Origin of the sequence: Curvibacter microcysteis (assembly GCF_028649455.1) — a bacterium.
Classification (GTDB): Bacteria; Pseudomonadota; Gammaproteobacteria; order Burkholderiales; family Burkholderiaceae_C; genus Curvibacter; species Curvibacter microcysteis.
The window spans coordinates 168385-183932 of sequence record NZ_JAQSIO010000007.1; the positions used below are offsets into that span (position 1 = coordinate 168385).

Sequence of the window (15548 nt, forward strand, 5' to 3'; positions counted from 1 at the left end):
CAGGACCACCGTGGGCATTTCTTTCAACGAACAATTTGACCAGCATGGCGCCTGGCGCCGTGACTTTGCGCTGCGCCTGAAGCAACTGGGCGAATGGACCCGCACCCACCGCCTGGCCGACACGGCCGTCCAGGCCCAATTGCAGCGCCTGGAAGCTCAGGTGCGCGCCGACAAAGTCACGGTGGCCTTTGTGGCCGAGTTCTCACGCGGCAAGTCAGAGCTCATCAACGCCTTGTTCTTTGCCGGCTATGGGCGCCGCATCATGCCGGCAGCGGCGGGCCGCACCACCATGTGCCCCACTGAGCTGGGCTACGAACCCGAGCTGCCCGCTTGCCTGCGCCTGCTGCCGGTGCAGACCCGACTGCAGCCCCTGGCCCTGGCCGAGTGGCGCGAGCAGCCCGAGCAGTGGACCCACCTGGACCTGGACCTGCAAGACCCCGAAGCCCTGGCCGCCACGTTGGAGATGGTGTCCGAGGTCATTCGCGTGAGCCAGGACGAGGCCCGCGCGCTGGGTTTTTGGCACGACGACGACCCCCAAGACAACCCCTTGCCCGACGCGGCAGGGCTGATCGAAATCCCGCGCTGGCGCCACGCCCTGATCAACCTGGCCCACCCCCTGCTGGAGCAGGGCCTGGTGATCCTGGACACGCCTGGTCTGAACGCGGTGGGCGCCGAGCCCGAATTGACCGTGAGCCTGATTCCGCAGGCCCATGCGGTGGTGTTCATCTTGGCTGCCGACGCCGGCGTGACCCGCTCGGACCTGGCCATGTGGCGCGAACACCTGAGCCCACCCGAGGGCACGACGGCCTCGCGCCTGGTCGTGCTCAACAAAATCGACACGCTGTGGGACGCGCTCAGCAGCCCGGAGCAAATTGAGTCGCAAATCCAGCGCCAACGCGCCCATTCGGCCGAGATGCTGGGGGTGCCCGAGCAGCAGGTGCTGGCCGTGTCGGCGCAAAAAGGCCTGGTGGCCAAGGTGTCGCAAGACGCCGCCCTGCTGGCCGCCAGCCGCTTGCCAGCGTTGGAAGACGCCCTGGGTCAGGGCCTGTTGGGCCAGCGGCGGGCGATTTTGCAGCAGGCCGTGTCGCAAGGCGTGGGCAGCCTGCGCTTGGAGTTGGGTCGGGTGTTCAACATCCGCCGCCGCGACTTGGCCGAGCAGATGCTGGAGCTCAACGGCCTGCACGGCAAGAACGCTTCGGTCATTCACAGCATGCGGCTGCGCATCGAGCAAGAACAAGGTGAGTTTGACGAGAGCCACGCACGGGTCCAGGCAGTCAAGTCCGTGCACCTGAAGCTGCAGCGCGAGGCCTTGCACCCGCTTTCCACCGGCAACCTCAAATTGGTGCTGACCCAGCTCACCCAGGCGCTGCGCCAACCCGGCTTCAAGCTGGGGGTGCGCCGCGCTTACGGCGACGCTTTTGCCGAGCTGCGCCGGGTGCTGGCCAGCACTGTGCAGGCCAGTGGCGAGCTGCAGTCCATGCTGGCGAGTTCATTCAAGCAGTTCAATGCCGAATATGGGTTCTCGCTTCAGGTGCCCAACCCGCCCGACATGAGCCGCTACGAAGCGGATCTGGCCCGCATCGAAAGCGGCCACCTGCAGTACCTGACCTTCAGCCACGCCTTGAAGTTGGCCCAGCCGGCATTTGCCGAGCGCCTGGTGCGGGCCCTGGGCACGCGGCTGCGCGTGGTGCTGGAGACCGCCTCCAGCGACCTGCAGACCTGGAGCCACGCCGCCGTGGCGCAGATGGATTCGCAGGTGCGTGAGCGCCGGCGCAGCTTCATCCGCCGCCTGGAGGCGATTGACCGCATTCAGCAGGCGGCCTCCAGCCTGGCTGAGCGCATTGCCGAGATCGAGGCCAGCGAAGCCAAGCTGCAGCAACTGGAAAAGCAGTTGTGCGGCCTCACCGATGATTTGCTCGAGGCGGTGGACCAGGTCCCCGCCCGTCCCCCTACCGAGACTTTTTCTGCATGACGATGGAAACCCTGGCCCAGCGGGTCGTCCGCTGGCAGCGCGCGCATGGGCGCCATGACCTGCCCTGGCAAAACACCCGCGACCCTTACCGCGTCTGGCTGTCGGAAATCATGTTGCAGCAGACCCAGGTGTCAACCGTGCTGGACTACTTTCCCCGCTTTTTAGCCCGCTTCCCGGATGTGGCTGCTTTGGCCCAAGCCGAGCAGGACGAGGTGCTGGGTCTGTGGAGCGGCCTGGGCTACTACAGCCGCGCGCGCAACCTGCATGCCTGTGCCCGCCAGGTGATGAGCGAGCACGGTGGGGCGTTTCCGCGCTCGGCTGAGGCCCTGGCCACCTTGCCGGGCATTGGTCGCTCCACGGCCGCAGCCATCGCCTCGTTTTGCTTTGAGGAGCAGGTCGCTATTTTGGATGGCAACGTCAAGCGCGTGCTGACCCGTGCGCTGGCCTTTGACGGTGACCTGGCTGTGGCCGCCGAGGAGCGCCGCCTGTGGGCTCTGGCCACCGACTTGCTGCCAGAGGCGGCGCCAGCCGAGCCCGGTCAGGCCTGGCCCCGGTCGCCCGACATGCCGGCCTATACGCAAGGCCTGATGGACCTGGGGGCCACGGTGTGCAGCACGCGCAAGCCCAGCTGCCTGCTGTGCCCGCTGCAGCCCATTTGCCGCGCCCAGGCCGCGGGTGAGCCTGAGCGTTACCCGGTGCGTACCCGCAAGCTCAAGCGCCGAGCCGAACGCTGGTGGCTGTTGCTCTTGCAGGGCCCGCAGGGTGAAGTGTGGTTGCAGCAGCGACCGCAAAAAGGCATTTGGGCGGGCATGGACAGCCTGCCCGTGTTTGAGGACGAGGCTGGATTGAAGCTGGGCTTGCAAGCGGCCTTGGGGTGTGCCGTGACCCTCGATTCAGCGCAGGTGCTAGAGCCCTTCCTGCATGTGCTGACGCACCGGGATTTGTACCTGCACCCGGTGTGCTTGCGGGTTCCGGCGGGCCTCAGTCCGCAGGTCGACGTGCTGCCGGGGCGCTGGTTGGGGGCCGATGTTTGGCCCACGGCCGGGCTACCGACACCGATCCGAAAGGTGCTGGTGCAGCAGGCGGGCGCGTCCACCTGAAGGCGAGGGGCCCGAAGACCTGCGTTGAGTTGGGTGGAGGACTGAGCGTGGTCAGAGGCCCACAGCGCCTGGCGCCTTCATGGGCTTGGGCTCACTGGCTGTCCAGCTCGCGGTGGCGCGACAGCGTCACCCACTGGCTGGCGAATTGCCGTGCCAACTGCTCCACCAGGTAAACCGAGCGGTGCTGGCCGCCGGTGCAGCCAATGGCCACCGTCACATAGCTGCGGTGGTCGCGCGCCATGGGTTCAAGCCAGCGCGACACAAAGTCGGCGATCTGTTGCTGCATGTCCTGCACCTGCGGGTGCACGGCCAGGTAGTCGGCCACCGGGGCATCCTTGCCCGTCAGGGCGCGCAGCTCGGGCTCGTAGTGCGGGTTGGGCAGCATGCGCACATCAAACACAAAATCGGCGTCGACCGGGATGCCGCGCTTGAAGGCGAAAGACTGGAACACCAGGGTCAGCTGGCTGGCCGGGGCCGAGACCAGGTCTTTGACGTGGCGTTGCAGTTGGGCCGCGCGGATGAAGCTGGTGTCGATCACATGCGCCTGGTCGCGCAGGTCGGCCAGCAGTTCTCGTTCCAGCTCGATGGCCTGCACCAGGGCTCGCTCTTGGGTCGCGCCTTGCGACAGCGGGTGGCGGCGCCGGGTTTCGGAATAGCGGCGCACCAGGATGTCGGTGGTGGCGTCCAAAAACAGCGAGCGCACCGTGATGCCCGCTTCACGCAAGGCCGCCAAATGCGTTGGCACCTGGGGCAGCGAGGTGGCGCTGCGCACGTCCATGGCAATGGCCAGCTTGTGGGCGTGGTGCTCTTGTTCCAGTGCGACCAGGGGCTGCAGCAGCTCGGGCGGCAGGTTGTCCACGCAGTAAAAGCCGGCGTCTTCCAGGGCGTGCAGGGCAACCGACTTGCCCGAGCCCGACATGCCGGTGATGAGGATGATGTCCATGGTTCAGGCTCTTTTTTTGCGGGGGGCAGGGGGCTCGGCGCCCAGCATTTCACGGGCATGGGCCAGCGAGGCCTCAGACTGGGTTTCACCGCCCAGCATGCGGGCGATTTCTTGCACCCGCGATTCTCCGCTGACCGGGGCCACCCCGCTGCGCGTGTGGCCTTGTGGGTCGGTGACCTTGGCCACCCGCAGGTGCTGGTGGGCGCTGGCCGCGACCTGGGCCAGGTGGGTCACGGCCAGCACCTGGCGGTCTTGGCCCAGCTGGCGCATCAGCCGGCCCACGGTTTGGGCCACGGCACCACCGACACCCGAATCCACCTCATCAAAAATCAGGGTCTGCGCCTGGCCCAGCTGGCTGGTGGTGACGGCAATGGCCAGCGCGATGCGCGACAGCTCACCGCCCGAGGCCACTTTGCCCACGGGCTTGGTGCTGGTGCCCGCGTGGCCGGCCACCAAAAAGGCCACGTCCTCCAGGCCGCTGGCCGTGGGTTGGGCCGCCGCGGGCAGGGCCACCTCAAAGCGGCCCCCCTTCATGCCCAGGGACTGCATGGCCTGGGTGATGGCGCGCGACAGCTGGGGCGCCGCCACGGCGCGGCTGCGCGACACCTGGCGCGCCGTGGCCAGGTAGTGCTGTTCAGCCTGGGTCGCGTTGCGTTCCAGCTGGTCCAGGTTGGCGGCAGCGTCCAGGGCGCGCAGCTCGGTCTTCCAGTCGGCCAGCAGCTGTGACAGGTCCGTGGGGGGGCGCTTGTAACGTCGCGCCAGGCCCATCCATTGGGTCAGGCGTTGGTCCAGTTGGGCCAGGGTGTCGGGGTCCAGGTCAGTGCGACGCAGCCAAGCGTGCAGCGAATGGGCTGCGTCCTCGGCTTGCGCCAAGCTGCTGGCCAGCACGTCGGCAATGGCCTGGAATTCAGGCTCCAGGTGCTCGTGTTCTTGCAGCTTGGACTGGGTGCGCGAGAGCAGGGACAGCGCGCCAGACTCTTCGGCCTCCAAAATGTCCAGCGCCGCTTGGGCGCCCTCCAGCAAGGTGTGCATGTGGGACAGGCGGGTGTGCTGGCTGCTGAGTTCTTCCCACTCGTCCGGGGCGGGGGCTAGCTTGTCCAGCTCGCCGATCTGCCAGGTCAGGCGTTCGCGCTCGCGCAGCAAGGTGGCCTGGGCCGCGCGGGCTGATTCCAGTGCGCCTTGGGCCTGGCGCCATTGCTGCCAGGCAGCGTCCAGCGGACGGGTGTCAAGTTGGGCGTAGGCGTCCAGCAGGCCGCGCACCGACTCGGGGCGGGTCAGGCTTTGCCAGGCGTGCTGGCCGTGGATGTCCAGCAGCAGGTCGCCCAGCTGGCGCAGCTGGGTGGCGGTGGCGGGGGTGCCATTGATCCAGGCGCGGCTTTTGCCCTGGGTGTCCACGGTGCGGCGCAGCAGCAGGCTGTCTTCGCCGTCCAGCCCGGCCTCTTGCAGCCAGGCCAGCACGCTGGGCGTGTGGTCGAACTCGGCGCACAGGTCAGCGCGCTGGGCACCGTCACGCACCACCGAGGCCTCGGCGCGGGCGCCCAGGGTCAGTTGCACGGCATCGATCAGGATGGACTTGCCGGCGCCGGTCTCGCCGGTCAGCACGGTGAAGCCCTGGGCCAGGTCCAGCTCCAGCGCTTCCACAATCACAAAGTCGCGCAGGGTGATGCGTTTGAGCGCCACGGTCAGGAGCCTCCTTCGTTCCAGTGCATTTTTTTGCGGAGCGTGTCGAAGTAGCTCCAGCCTTTGGGGTGCAGAAAGCGGGCCCGGTGCTCGGAGCGCCGCACGGTGATGCGGTCGCCCAGCAACAGCGATGCCAGCGACTGCATGTCGAAATTGGCGCTGACGTCGCGCCCGCTGACGATCTCGATCGCCACCTCGGCCGCGTCGGCCAGCACGATGGGTCGGTTGGACAAGGTGTGCGGCGCAATCGGCACCAGGATCCAGCCTGGAATCGAGGGGTGCAGCAGCGGTCCGCCAGCCGACAGCGCGTAGGCGGTTGAGCCCGTGGGCGAGGCAATGATCAGCCCGTCGGCGCGTTGGTTGGCCACAAAGTGGCCGTTGACCTCGACACGCAGCTCCACCATGCCAGCCGTGCCGCCCCGGTTGACTACCACGTCGTTGAGCGCCAGCGCATCAAACACGCAATGCCCGTCGCGCATCACGCGGGCATGCATCAGGCTGCGGTGGTCTTCTTCGTACTCGCCGCGCAGCATGGGGTGCAGCGTGGTTTGGTAGTTTTCAAGCGGAATGTCGGTGATGAAACCCAGCCGCCCTTGGTTGATGCCGATCATGGGCACGCCGTAAGGCGCGAGGCGCCGGCCGATGCCCAACATGGTGCCATCGCCCCCCACCACCAGACACAGGTCACAATGGGTGCCAATGGCCTCCACGCTCATACCCGGGTATTGGTTCAAGCCCGTGTTGGCCAGGGTCTCACTTTCGAGCACCACCTCACAGCCCTGACGGGCCAGGAAGTGGGCGATATCGTCCAACACCATGCGCGAGCTGACGGCATTCGGGCCAGCCCCTTGGGTCTGGTATTTGCCGATCAGGGCGACGTGCTGGAATTTGGACTTCATCAATAAATTACATCATTAAAATCGTGACATGCTCGATGACCGTGCCAAGTTGTTGCTGAAAGCGCTGGTGGAGCGCTATATCGCAGACGGCCAGCCTGTCGGGTCGCGCACGCTCTCGCGGGCCTCGGGGCTGGAGCTGTCGGCTGCCACCATCCGCAACGTGATGTCGGACCTGGAGGAGTTGGGCCTGATCGCCAGCCCCCACACTTCGGCTGGCCGCATCCCCACGGCGCGCGGCTACCGCCTGTTTGTGGACACCATGCTGACCGTGCAGCGCGAACAGCTGCTGACCCCCCAACTGGCCCCCGAGCAACCCCAAAAAGTCATCGCCAACGCGGCCAATCTGTTGTCCAACCTGTCGCAGTTTGTGGGTGTGGTGATGGCGCCACGGCGCACATCCGTGTTCCGCCACATCGAGTTCTTGCGCCTGTCGGACCGGCGCTTGCTGGTGATCATCGTGTCGCCCGACGGCGACGTGCAAAACCGCGTCATCTTCACCGAGTCTGACTACACCCAGGCCCAGTTGCTGGAGGTGGCCAACCAGCTCAATGCCAACTACGCTGGCCTGGCCATCGAGCAAGTGCGCGAGCGGCTCAAAGGCGAGGTTGAAAGCCTGCGTGGCGAAATCGCCGCCCTGATGCAGGCTGCGGTCAATGTCAGCTCCGAGGCGCACGACCAGTCGCAAGACGAGGTGGTGATCTCGGGCGAGCGCAATTTGCTGTCGGTCAGCGACTTTTCGGGCGATCTGAGCCACCTGCGGCGCGCCTTTGACCTGTTTGAGCAAAAGACCCAATTGATGCGATTGCTGGACATCTCCAGCCAGGCCGAAGGCGTGCGAATCTTCATTGGCGGCGAAAGCCAGGTGGTGCCGTTTGAAGAGCTGTCGGTCGTCAGCTCGCCCTATGAGGTCAACGGGCAGGTCGTTGGCACCCTGGGCGTGATCGGACCTACACGCATGCCGTATGACCGGATGATCCAGATCGTGGACATCACCGCGAAATTGGTCAGCAACGCGCTGAGCCACCATAAGTAGGCTCTTACAATATCGAGGCTGGTTCTGCTGGCTGTGCCGTGTTGTCGTTGTGACAAGGCTGTTGGCGCAGTGGAACACGGGGGGCGTTAGCTCAGTTGGTTAGAGCAGAGGACTCATAATCAAGAGGCCCGAGCGATTAACCGCCACTTTTTTCGGACTGGTTGCTTGATTCCAACGCTTTGAAATCAAGCACTTACAGCGGTCTGGCGATTCCGCCGGATTGCTACCGAGGAAGTTGGCGGGTGGGCGCTTGCTACGTTCTTGCTACTGAGGGAGAAATGGCGTTTTTCGGCGGCCTTTGGGGTCGCTGAAAGCGCGGAGAGTTGAAGTTGTTTTATGAATGGGCCGTTAGCTCAGTTGGTTAGAGCAGAGGACTCATCGAAATGGTGACCTTGCCGTGAAAGCGGCAATGGAAAAACCGGGTGAACTCAGGGAAACCGTCAGCCAGTCAATGGCCCGGCAATCCTGAGCCAAGCTCGCTGAAGGCAGGTCGAAGGACCGGTAGGCGAGAAGGTGCAGAGACTAGGGTGTGAGGAGCCAATCCGATAAGCATCCCAAGAGCGCCCGGCACCCTAACGCGCGGAGCAATTCGCGGCGAGGGTGGTGAGATAGTCCAGGGAATGGGGAAACTCATGCAAACCTGAATCCTTTGGTCGTTGGTTCAAGTCCAACACGGCCTACCATTCATAAGACAATTAGACCGATGTCCAGCAAGGCCCCCAACACCTCAAGTCTCAGCGACTTCCTTCGCTTTGATGCAGGGCGGCCGGAATTGCGGGCCCTGTTCGTTCCGGGTGCCAATTGGCGGAAGAAGCGCCAGTACCCCGAGTTGAAGCCCTTAGACAGCTTCACGCGAGATGACTATTTCCGTTTGGCTTGGGAGCTGCTTCGACGAATGCCGCGATACCGCAGGCAGTACCGGAAGCTCGAAGACCTTGGCATCAAGACGGCGACATTTTTCAAGCCAAGTTCAAGTTCTTTTTATTCCAGCGACAACCCGCCCGGTTTTCCCGGTTGGGCCAATGTGCCGTTGCGTGGGCACAAGTGCGAGCCTCCGATGGCGTTTCAAGACGACACCTTCGGCACGTACATAGAGGCACAGACGGCAGCAGGCCAGCCCTGGTTCGTGATGAATCGGCGCAAATGGGTGATGGACTTTTGGGGGCTGCACTATTTGCCAGACCCCACGACTCCTTTTGATGGATTGCCCAAACGCGAGCTGTTCAATGCCCCTGCCGCATCCGTCACCGTTGTATCGAATGCTGCACCGGCAGACCGCCCGCGGGTGGTGAACACCTACCTGCGCCAAAACGAAATACTGATTCGCTTCCGGTTGGATGCATCGCTTGACCAGCAAATCGCATCGGTTCGGCAGGAGGTCGAGCGAGCTCAAGAGATCGCCGTGGAGCGTGCCCAGAGTGTGCTCGACCCGCTGCCTCTACCAGGGCGGCGCAAGGCAGGCAAGAACGCACTGAGCGATGAGGATGCAGCGTTTCAGCACAGTCCGCGTGTACGAGCCAAGGCAGGGCGTGTGTTGCTTAAGCAGCTGGAGCTGAGCCCATTTTGGTTGCGAACGTGGGACGCAATCGCCGAGGCCAGAATGCAACAAGGTATCGCTGTGCCCCGTCTGGATCGCAAAGGAATCATCGACCAGTTTGACGATGTGTGTGCTGATCTACCGACCGAATCGGACGTGCCGAAGGGCTCTGTGTCTTCTGACTTTTCGGCCGAGGTTGATATGCCGGACGACGAAGCTATCGAGGTAACCACGCGTCCCAAGAGGGAGCAAGGTTTGAAGCAAGTTGTAGGCGACGCACTCACTCCCGCCATGGTCCCGAATTGGGGCATGCGCAGCGAAAAGTACATAGAAAAAAGCGACGAGGCCTTTCGGCAACTCGTCGCGTTGGCTTTCACGCTGAAGGCGGACTGATCGAGCACTTCGTCAGGCCAGAGCGCATTCGGCGTCGTCCTCCCCGTTCCAGAGTCCGGGCGGCGGCGTCACCGCATTGGTCAAGGTGAAGACGTCACCCAACTGCACCAAATCGCCGTTGCTTTCGGGTGGGGGCGTCGTGATGTCGAAGCCCAACTCTTCAGCGAAGTACGCCACCTGCCGCTTGTACGCTTTGGGTTCCAGCAGCAGCGTCAAGTCGTCCCCGTTTTCCCAGCAGCGGTAAGTCGTTCGGTACATGTGCTTGACGTCCCGCAGGTCCAATCCGCTCAGCCCAGCGCGTACCGAACCACGGAGGTTCAGGCGATTGAAGGCGCTTTCCAACTCGGCCTTCAGCGTCTGAAATGTGCAGTCCCGTGGCTTCGTCATGTCCATGGCCTTCAGCTTAGGGTAGCGCAGCACCACTTCAGAACGGATGACGGTCTTGGCGAAGTTCAAGATGGCCTCGCGATTCGGCAGGTCGGCGGGCAGGCTCTTGGTGTCGATCAGTTGCTTGGCCTTGTCGTAAAACTTCTGCGACGAACCTTGCGAGTGCTGATTGCGATACACCGTTTCACCATATCCGTAGGTCGAGGTGTCGATGCCCTTGTCAATCAGCTCATGCGCCAGTTCGACCAGCAGGCGAGTGGGCGTGACACCCTCCGGCACTTCAAGATTCACCCCCACATCGAGCCGTTTCAGTGTCAAGTGCTCCTCGTTTTCGATTTGGCGCTTTTCTTCTGCCGAAAAGGCCACCCGGCGTTTGCGGTGCGCGGCCTTGAACGCATCACGGACCAGTGCGGGCACATTGCATGATCCGAACACGTTGTGCCCTTGGTTGTATCCAATCACACTGCCCTCAATGACCAAGATGGCCTTTGACGGCAAGTGCAGCACGTTCAATTCCTTGCCATGGAACGGACCCGGCACAGACACGCGCTTTGCGCGTGGTGGCATAGACGAAGAGTTGACCTCTTCGGCACCATCCTGTCCGCCGGAAACATATTGGTCAAACTGTGTGGTGATGGTGTCCGCAAATACCTTGTTTTCATTCAACATTTCAATCTCACTTCTGCGTTGGCCACAGACCCATATTGGTAGAGGGGGTCTATAAGCTCATATATCTAGACTAGTCATACATGGCATATCTACATACCAATATGTACGTATATACATGTATTACACGGTGCACTCGTGCCGAGGCCCGGTGCGAAATGACATGGTCTTACGGCTTCATGCGCGACCTCCTTTTGGAGTGGCTTGGTAAACCACCTTGGCCTCGATGAAGGCCTCCAGGTCTTTGCGCCGATAGCGCACCGTGCGCCCGTACTTCACGTAAGGCAGTTCATACCTCTTGGTACACCGCCAAACCGCCAGCGTCTTGGCATTCTTCAGTCCCAAAATGACTGCGGCCTCGGCCTCGCTCAATAGCGCGTTACTGGTCTCAGGTTGTTTCATCCTTCGCTCCGTTGTTGCAATGGGTTCACTGTAGATTTCCAGTAATTCAAAACGCGCTCTTTGTGGGGTGGTAAATCGCACGCTTAAAGCCAGCTAGTTCTGGTGGTAAAAGCTGCTGACCTGAGCGTCTTACGTCTCCAGAACATGTGTCTGGCGAAGTCACACGCCGCTTGCCAGACCTGATCGCAGGCGGCTAAAACGGTAAAGCGCGAGCCGAAACGGCCACCGATCAGACTGACCGCTGCGCTCGTATCTCACTGCGGCACCGCCGCGAAACCCCCAACGCACACATGACAGCCCGTGCCTCTGGCAGCACTGGCACGCCGCTGCATGACCGTGCCAACCCTTGAAAGGAACGAGAGATGAACCGACTCAGCAAAGGAGAGACGAAATGGCTGTGAAGCTGGTAACCCAAGAGACGCTGACCGACTGCGGTCTGGCATGTGTTGCCATGGTGTCCGGCAAATCGCTGGAGACCGTGCGCAAGTTCGCCGTGAAGGAGTTGGGCTATCCAAAGGATGGGCCGTACACGACCACACATGAAAACCTGTACAAGATGCTGGCCCATTTCGGCATCGGCCATGGCAAGAAGGCGCCGTTCAAGAGCCTGGCTGCCATGCCATCGCTGGCGATCATGGAGACGCGCAAGATGCCCAGCACGGGTAATTCGCACTTGGTGGTCTTCGAGCGTTTGCCGGATGGTGACGAGCGGGTGCTGGACCCCGGCTTTTGGCTGAAGCAGCAAGAGCGCCGGGACTGGAATCGCATCAAGCTCGATACCTTCGTGCCGGTGCTGGTTGGCGAGCAGCCCAGCACGCCTAAAAAGAGCGCCAAAAAGGCAGCGGCCGAACCGGTCGAATCGGTCAGCAACGACGACAAGGCACCCAGCGATAAGAAGGCGAAGCCCGTTAAGGTGACGGCGGCGACAGAAGCGAGGCAGAAGACCAAGCCGACAACGGCGAAGAAGGCGCCCAAACCGGCTGCGGTGGCTGACGGAGGTGTGCAGCAGCCAGATGCCGCGTCAGCACAGCCCGATACGACTGCCGAGGCCCCTGCCACGGAAGGCGCAGCCGGCATCACCCCACAGGAGTGATGCCATGGTGCTGGAACAGTTGCTGCTCCAGCCGCTGCGCCGAATAGAGCTGATCCAGCCGTGGCGTGCGGCTGGCAATCGGCCCGGCGTGGTGGGCGACAGCTTGCTGGCGGGCGCCATGGCGCTCCACTTCGAGCACTCTGCGCTGGTCTTCAGGTCGCCGCTGCGGTTCTCTGCTTGTCAGACAGGCACTGTGATCGGCTTCCGGTCGAACGGTGCTGTCCAAACGCTGGGCTACCGCTTTGATGTTGTGCCTGCGGAGGATGTTGGCGGGCTCTTTAGTGCCTGCGAGCCTCGGCTATCACTGAGGCCCGACCAGTGGCCAGGGCTATGTCATGTTGGCAAGGCGCAGTCGGTGTTTTTGTTGGCGGACCTTGGGCAGCATGGCGCCTCGAACTGCCTCAGGCTTCGGTTGCTAGACCGAGGTTGGTGCAGCGTCATGTACCGCCGCGACCTGGACGGCGCCATCGAACTGTCGCCCCAAGATGAACGCGCCGAAGTGCCTAGCATCTCAGTCCGCTCCCCGGAAGATGAGTTTGGCTGGCTACATCCGGCCAGTGCGCACCCGTTTGTTCTGGAGGGGCAGTACTGGCGGACGGCGCACCCGCGAGATTGGCCGTGGCCTTTGGCGCCGGAGTGGCGAAGTCAACCGCTCAGCAGTGAGTACCGGCGTGTCATGAAAGCTGCGCTGCGGGCACGGTTTGAGCAGCACGGCAATCTGCGTAGGCGGTTCCTGGCCTTGGGCATTTCCGTCGTGGTGACTGGCGTGGCAGACGGTTTGATCGAAGAACTTGCCGCTGAACTTCGGGAGATTTACTGACTGGTCTTGCCCGGTGAGTGCTTCAGCGGGGCCTCGGGCGGTAAGCCAGGAACATCCGCCAACAGCTTCTTGACGGACTTCTGCATAGCGGCAGAAGCTCGGCCATACCGATAGATCAGGTCGGCCAGCTCATCGGTGTCCGCATAGAAGTACGCCACGGGTATGCCCAGCACATCGGCGATGCGGCTCACCGTGAGCAGATCAGGCCGATGAACACCAGTTTCATATCGGTTGATCCTGGCATTGGCTGCCGATTCATCCAACCCAATATCGACCCCTAACTTTCGCTGCGAAAGTGCGCTCGCGAGCCTGGCACGCCTGAGTCGCGCTCCCCATTGCTCATCTAAGTCGGACGTATCTCGCTTCATCTGCTACGAGATTCGTCTATATTTCCATTATTAACTAGTTCGAGATACGTATCAGTCCAATGAAGCCAAGCAAGAATTCAACCCAAAAGTCGACACTCTCAATGAACATTTTGGTGCTGGCCGCGTTGTGCACGGCAGCATCTGCCCATGCTGAACTGCGCCTGTCCTGCCCTGTGCAGTGGGAGCAGTTGAACGCGCTGCGCGGAGCCGAACTCAATGCTTCGGTCATGGGCGTCAAAGTGCGTGACTGGACGCCCGAGTACCTGGACCAAGTCCGCCGCAAGAGCGAGGAATGCAGTCGCAGCGGTGCTGGCCCGGAGTCCCTTCGCAAGGCAGAGCACATGGATGGCGTCAGCCGTGTCTACCCCGCCGCCAAGCAGTTCATTGCAGAGAACGCTGATCGCGTCCAGCAGGAGAAAACCCGCGACCAGATCGGTGCCACGGTGCAACAGTCCGACCTGAAGCAGGTGATCACCTTGGATGGCAAAGGCCTGCCCAAGTCAATCACCATCGTCTACGGCCCGACCGGTCGTGCCACCAAGAGCTGCGACATGCTCAGCGGTGGCATCGGCTATGCCACCGCTGAAAGCTACGGCCAAGCCGTGCAGTTCGCCCGCATGTGCCAGCAGGTCGGCTTGACATCGGCGGAGACGGTCACGAATCTGGAGCGGCAGGCAGCAGCGGTGCCGACCTTGTACAAGGCGTTGGATGCATTTGCCGACCGGGCCAAACAGCTTGCCGCAACCAGCAACCCTGCCGAAGGCCAGCTCAAGGAACTCGAAGTGCAGCAGCAAAAGCTCTCTGGACAGTTACGGGCCTTGCAGTTGCCGAACAATGATGAGGCATTCGTTGCGGCCAACAAGACAGTGACCGAGATGCGCGAGCGAGTGCAGATGGCCGCGTGTGGGGATCAGGCTGTCAAAGCGGGCTTCCCGGTCAGTTGGAAGGCGAACTACATCGTGATGGAACTGAACTCGCCCGAGCTGTTCTGCAACTTTGTCCAAGCGGCGCAACGCAATGGGGCGCAAATACGCTACCTCGCGACAGGTCTGCTCAGCAAGGAGGGCTTTGAGGTTAAGAGCCCGAAGCGCACGGTGCAAGTCTTCACACAAGCCGAACGCATGCCCGGCGGTGATCCAAGCGTGAAGGTGATGATTCCCGTGTCGGCCAAGATTGACGGGAAGTCCACCGATGTGACGCGTAACAACCTTCGGGCTGTGGCAGCGGAATTGATCGCAGCCATGCGCAACCAGTGAGAGCAAGGCCCATGTACCAATCCTTTGTTAAATCGCTGGTGGCCTCCGCCTTGTGCATGTCTTCGCTTGTCGCATTGGCCCAAGACGCAGCAGTCCCCAAGCATCTCCAGCTTGCCCGTGAGTTCGTGGCCAACACCAAGCAAGAGAACAATGAGTACTCCAATACACAGGTGATGGTGCGCATGCCCGGTGAAAAAGGGGCGACAGACTACATCGTTCACACGGACTGCACGGGCTTTGTGGAATCTATGCTCCGGCGTACCAAGAGTGGTGTACTGGAACAGATGCAGTCCAAGAAGTTCACCACGAGGCACAGCATCTATGACTACCACCCCAGCATCGAGAAGGGTGAAGCGTTCGAGCGCATCACCAAAGTCACGGACTTGAAACCGGGCGATGTGGTGGCCTGGCTGTACGTGAATACGAAGGGGCATACCGCTGCCGGACACATCCTGTTCGTGGACGAAGCGCCGGTCAAAGTCAAATCCCGTCTGCCTTTCGCTTGGAACAGCACTCAGTACGAAGTGCGCATTATCGACACCTCACAGGAGGCCAAGAGCCGGGACGACACCCGCTATGTCAGCGATGCAGGGCTACGCGATGAGAACGAAGCTCGTGGCAAGGAAAACGGCACCATCGCCAGTCCGAACTTCAAAGGGGTTGGCCGGGGCACGATCCGTTTCTACGCTGACGACACTACCGGCGAGATTAAGGGTGTTGCCTACAACATCGACAACGCCAAGTTCCATGCGCAGGGCACGGACTGGAACATTGTGATGGGGCGGCCGAAGCTGATCGTCGCAAGTGGAGGATGACGGTGGCGGCAAGCAAACTGTGTGTGGATGCTGCGTCTTTTGGGATCTGACGCATCACTTGGGCCAGCAATGTTCTCCTTCGGACTGAATCGCTGGCCCCGCAGCTGCTTGCTTACCGGGGACGCCTTCAACACGCTGCTTTTGTCCGCTGATAATGGGTGTTTCAAGATAATTCAAGAAATGC

Annotated in this window: 14 protein-coding genes; 8 read left to right on the plus strand and 6 right to left on the minus strand. The window is 62.1% G+C overall.

What is annotated here, in order from left to right:
- The first annotated feature begins 10 nt into the window (after positions 1-10).
- Complete coding sequence (locus PSQ39_RS17300) at positions 11-1972, plus strand: dynamin family protein (protein WP_273928135.1); 1962 nt, start codon at positions 11-13, stop codon at positions 1970-1972.
- Positions 1969-3072 (plus strand): A/G-specific adenine glycosylase, encoded by a 1104-nt coding sequence (gene mutY, locus PSQ39_RS17305; RefSeq protein ID WP_273928137.1) that lies wholly within the window; start codon positions 1969-1971, stop codon positions 3070-3072. Before PSQ39_RS17300 ends, mutY begins: the two co-directional genes overlap by 4 nt.
- A 91-nt stretch (positions 3073-3163) precedes the next feature.
- Here the strand turns inward: mutY and rapZ are convergent, their stop codons facing one another.
- Genes rapZ through PSQ39_RS17320 form a run of 3 tightly spaced genes read right to left on the minus strand, consistent with a single transcriptional unit; the run spans position 3164 to position 6594 of the window.
- Positions 3164-4015, minus strand: coding sequence for an RNase adapter RapZ (gene rapZ, locus PSQ39_RS17310; RefSeq protein ID WP_273928140.1), 852 nt, complete (start codon positions 4013-4015; stop codon positions 3164-3166).
- A 3-nt stretch (positions 4016-4018) separates the two neighbouring features.
- Positions 4019-5695, minus strand: coding sequence for a DNA repair protein RecN (gene recN / locus PSQ39_RS17315; RefSeq protein ID WP_273928142.1), 1677 nt, complete (start codon positions 5693-5695; stop codon positions 4019-4021).
- Between the two features lie 2 nt (positions 5696-5697).
- Entirely contained in the window at positions 5698-6594 is an 897-nt protein-coding gene (locus tag PSQ39_RS17320) for an NAD kinase (protein ID WP_273928145.1), read from the minus strand.
- Between the two features lie 28 nt (positions 6595-6622).
- On the opposite strand from PSQ39_RS17320, the gene hrcA reads away from it, so the two are divergent.
- Together hrcA and PSQ39_RS17330 are read left to right on the plus strand one after the other, a co-directional pair.
- Positions 6623-7627: a heat-inducible transcriptional repressor HrcA gene (gene hrcA / locus PSQ39_RS17325; protein ID WP_273928147.1), complete on the plus strand. Its 1005-nt coding sequence runs from the start codon at positions 6623-6625 to the stop codon at positions 7625-7627.
- A gap of 703 nt (positions 7628-8330) precedes the next feature.
- Positions 8331-9557, plus strand: a complete 1227-nt coding sequence (locus tag PSQ39_RS17330) for a hypothetical protein (RefSeq protein ID WP_273928149.1) — start codon at positions 8331-8333, stop codon at positions 9555-9557.
- Between the two features lie 12 nt (positions 9558-9569).
- Here the strand turns inward: PSQ39_RS17330 and PSQ39_RS17335 are convergent, their stop codons facing one another.
- Both PSQ39_RS17335 and PSQ39_RS17340 read right to left on the minus strand, forming a co-directional pair.
- Positions 9570-10613 (minus strand): phage/plasmid replication domain-containing protein, encoded by a 1044-nt coding sequence (locus PSQ39_RS17335; RefSeq protein ID WP_273928151.1) that lies wholly within the window; start codon positions 10611-10613, stop codon positions 9570-9572.
- 174 nt (positions 10614-10787) lie between these two features.
- Entirely contained in the window at positions 10788-11093 is a 306-nt protein-coding gene (locus PSQ39_RS17340; RefSeq protein ID WP_273928153.1) for a helix-turn-helix domain-containing protein, read from the minus strand.
- Positions 11094-11403: 310 nt separating this feature from the next.
- On the opposite strand from PSQ39_RS17340, the gene PSQ39_RS17345 reads away from it, so the two are divergent.
- Both PSQ39_RS17345 and PSQ39_RS17350 read left to right on the plus strand, forming a co-directional pair.
- On the plus strand, positions 11404-12105 hold the full coding sequence (locus PSQ39_RS17345; protein ID WP_273928155.1) for a hypothetical protein: 702 nt from the start codon (positions 11404-11406) through the stop codon (positions 12103-12105).
- A gap of 4 nt (positions 12106-12109) precedes the next feature.
- The gene (locus PSQ39_RS17350; protein WP_273928157.1) at positions 12110-12925 is read left to right on the plus strand and encodes an NADAR family protein; all 816 of its coding nucleotides are present in this window, start codon (positions 12110-12112) and stop codon (positions 12923-12925) included.
- Here the strand turns inward: PSQ39_RS17350 and PSQ39_RS17355 are convergent.
- Complete coding sequence (locus tag PSQ39_RS17355) at positions 12919-13293, minus strand: helix-turn-helix domain-containing protein (RefSeq protein WP_273928159.1); 375 nt, start codon at positions 13291-13293, stop codon at positions 12919-12921. The two genes, PSQ39_RS17350 and PSQ39_RS17355, sit on opposite strands and share 7 nt — an antisense overlap.
- 101 nt (positions 13294-13394) lie before the next feature.
- On the opposite strand from PSQ39_RS17355, the gene PSQ39_RS17360 reads away from it, so the two are divergent.
- Complete coding sequence (locus PSQ39_RS17360; protein WP_273928161.1) at positions 13395-14549, plus strand: hypothetical protein; 1155 nt, start codon at positions 13395-13397, stop codon at positions 14547-14549.
- Between the two features lie 11 nt (positions 14550-14560).
- Positions 14561-15364, plus strand: a complete 804-nt coding sequence (locus tag PSQ39_RS17365) for a hypothetical protein (RefSeq protein WP_273928162.1) — start codon at positions 14561-14563, stop codon at positions 15362-15364.
- Positions 15365-15548: the final 184 nt, after the last annotated feature.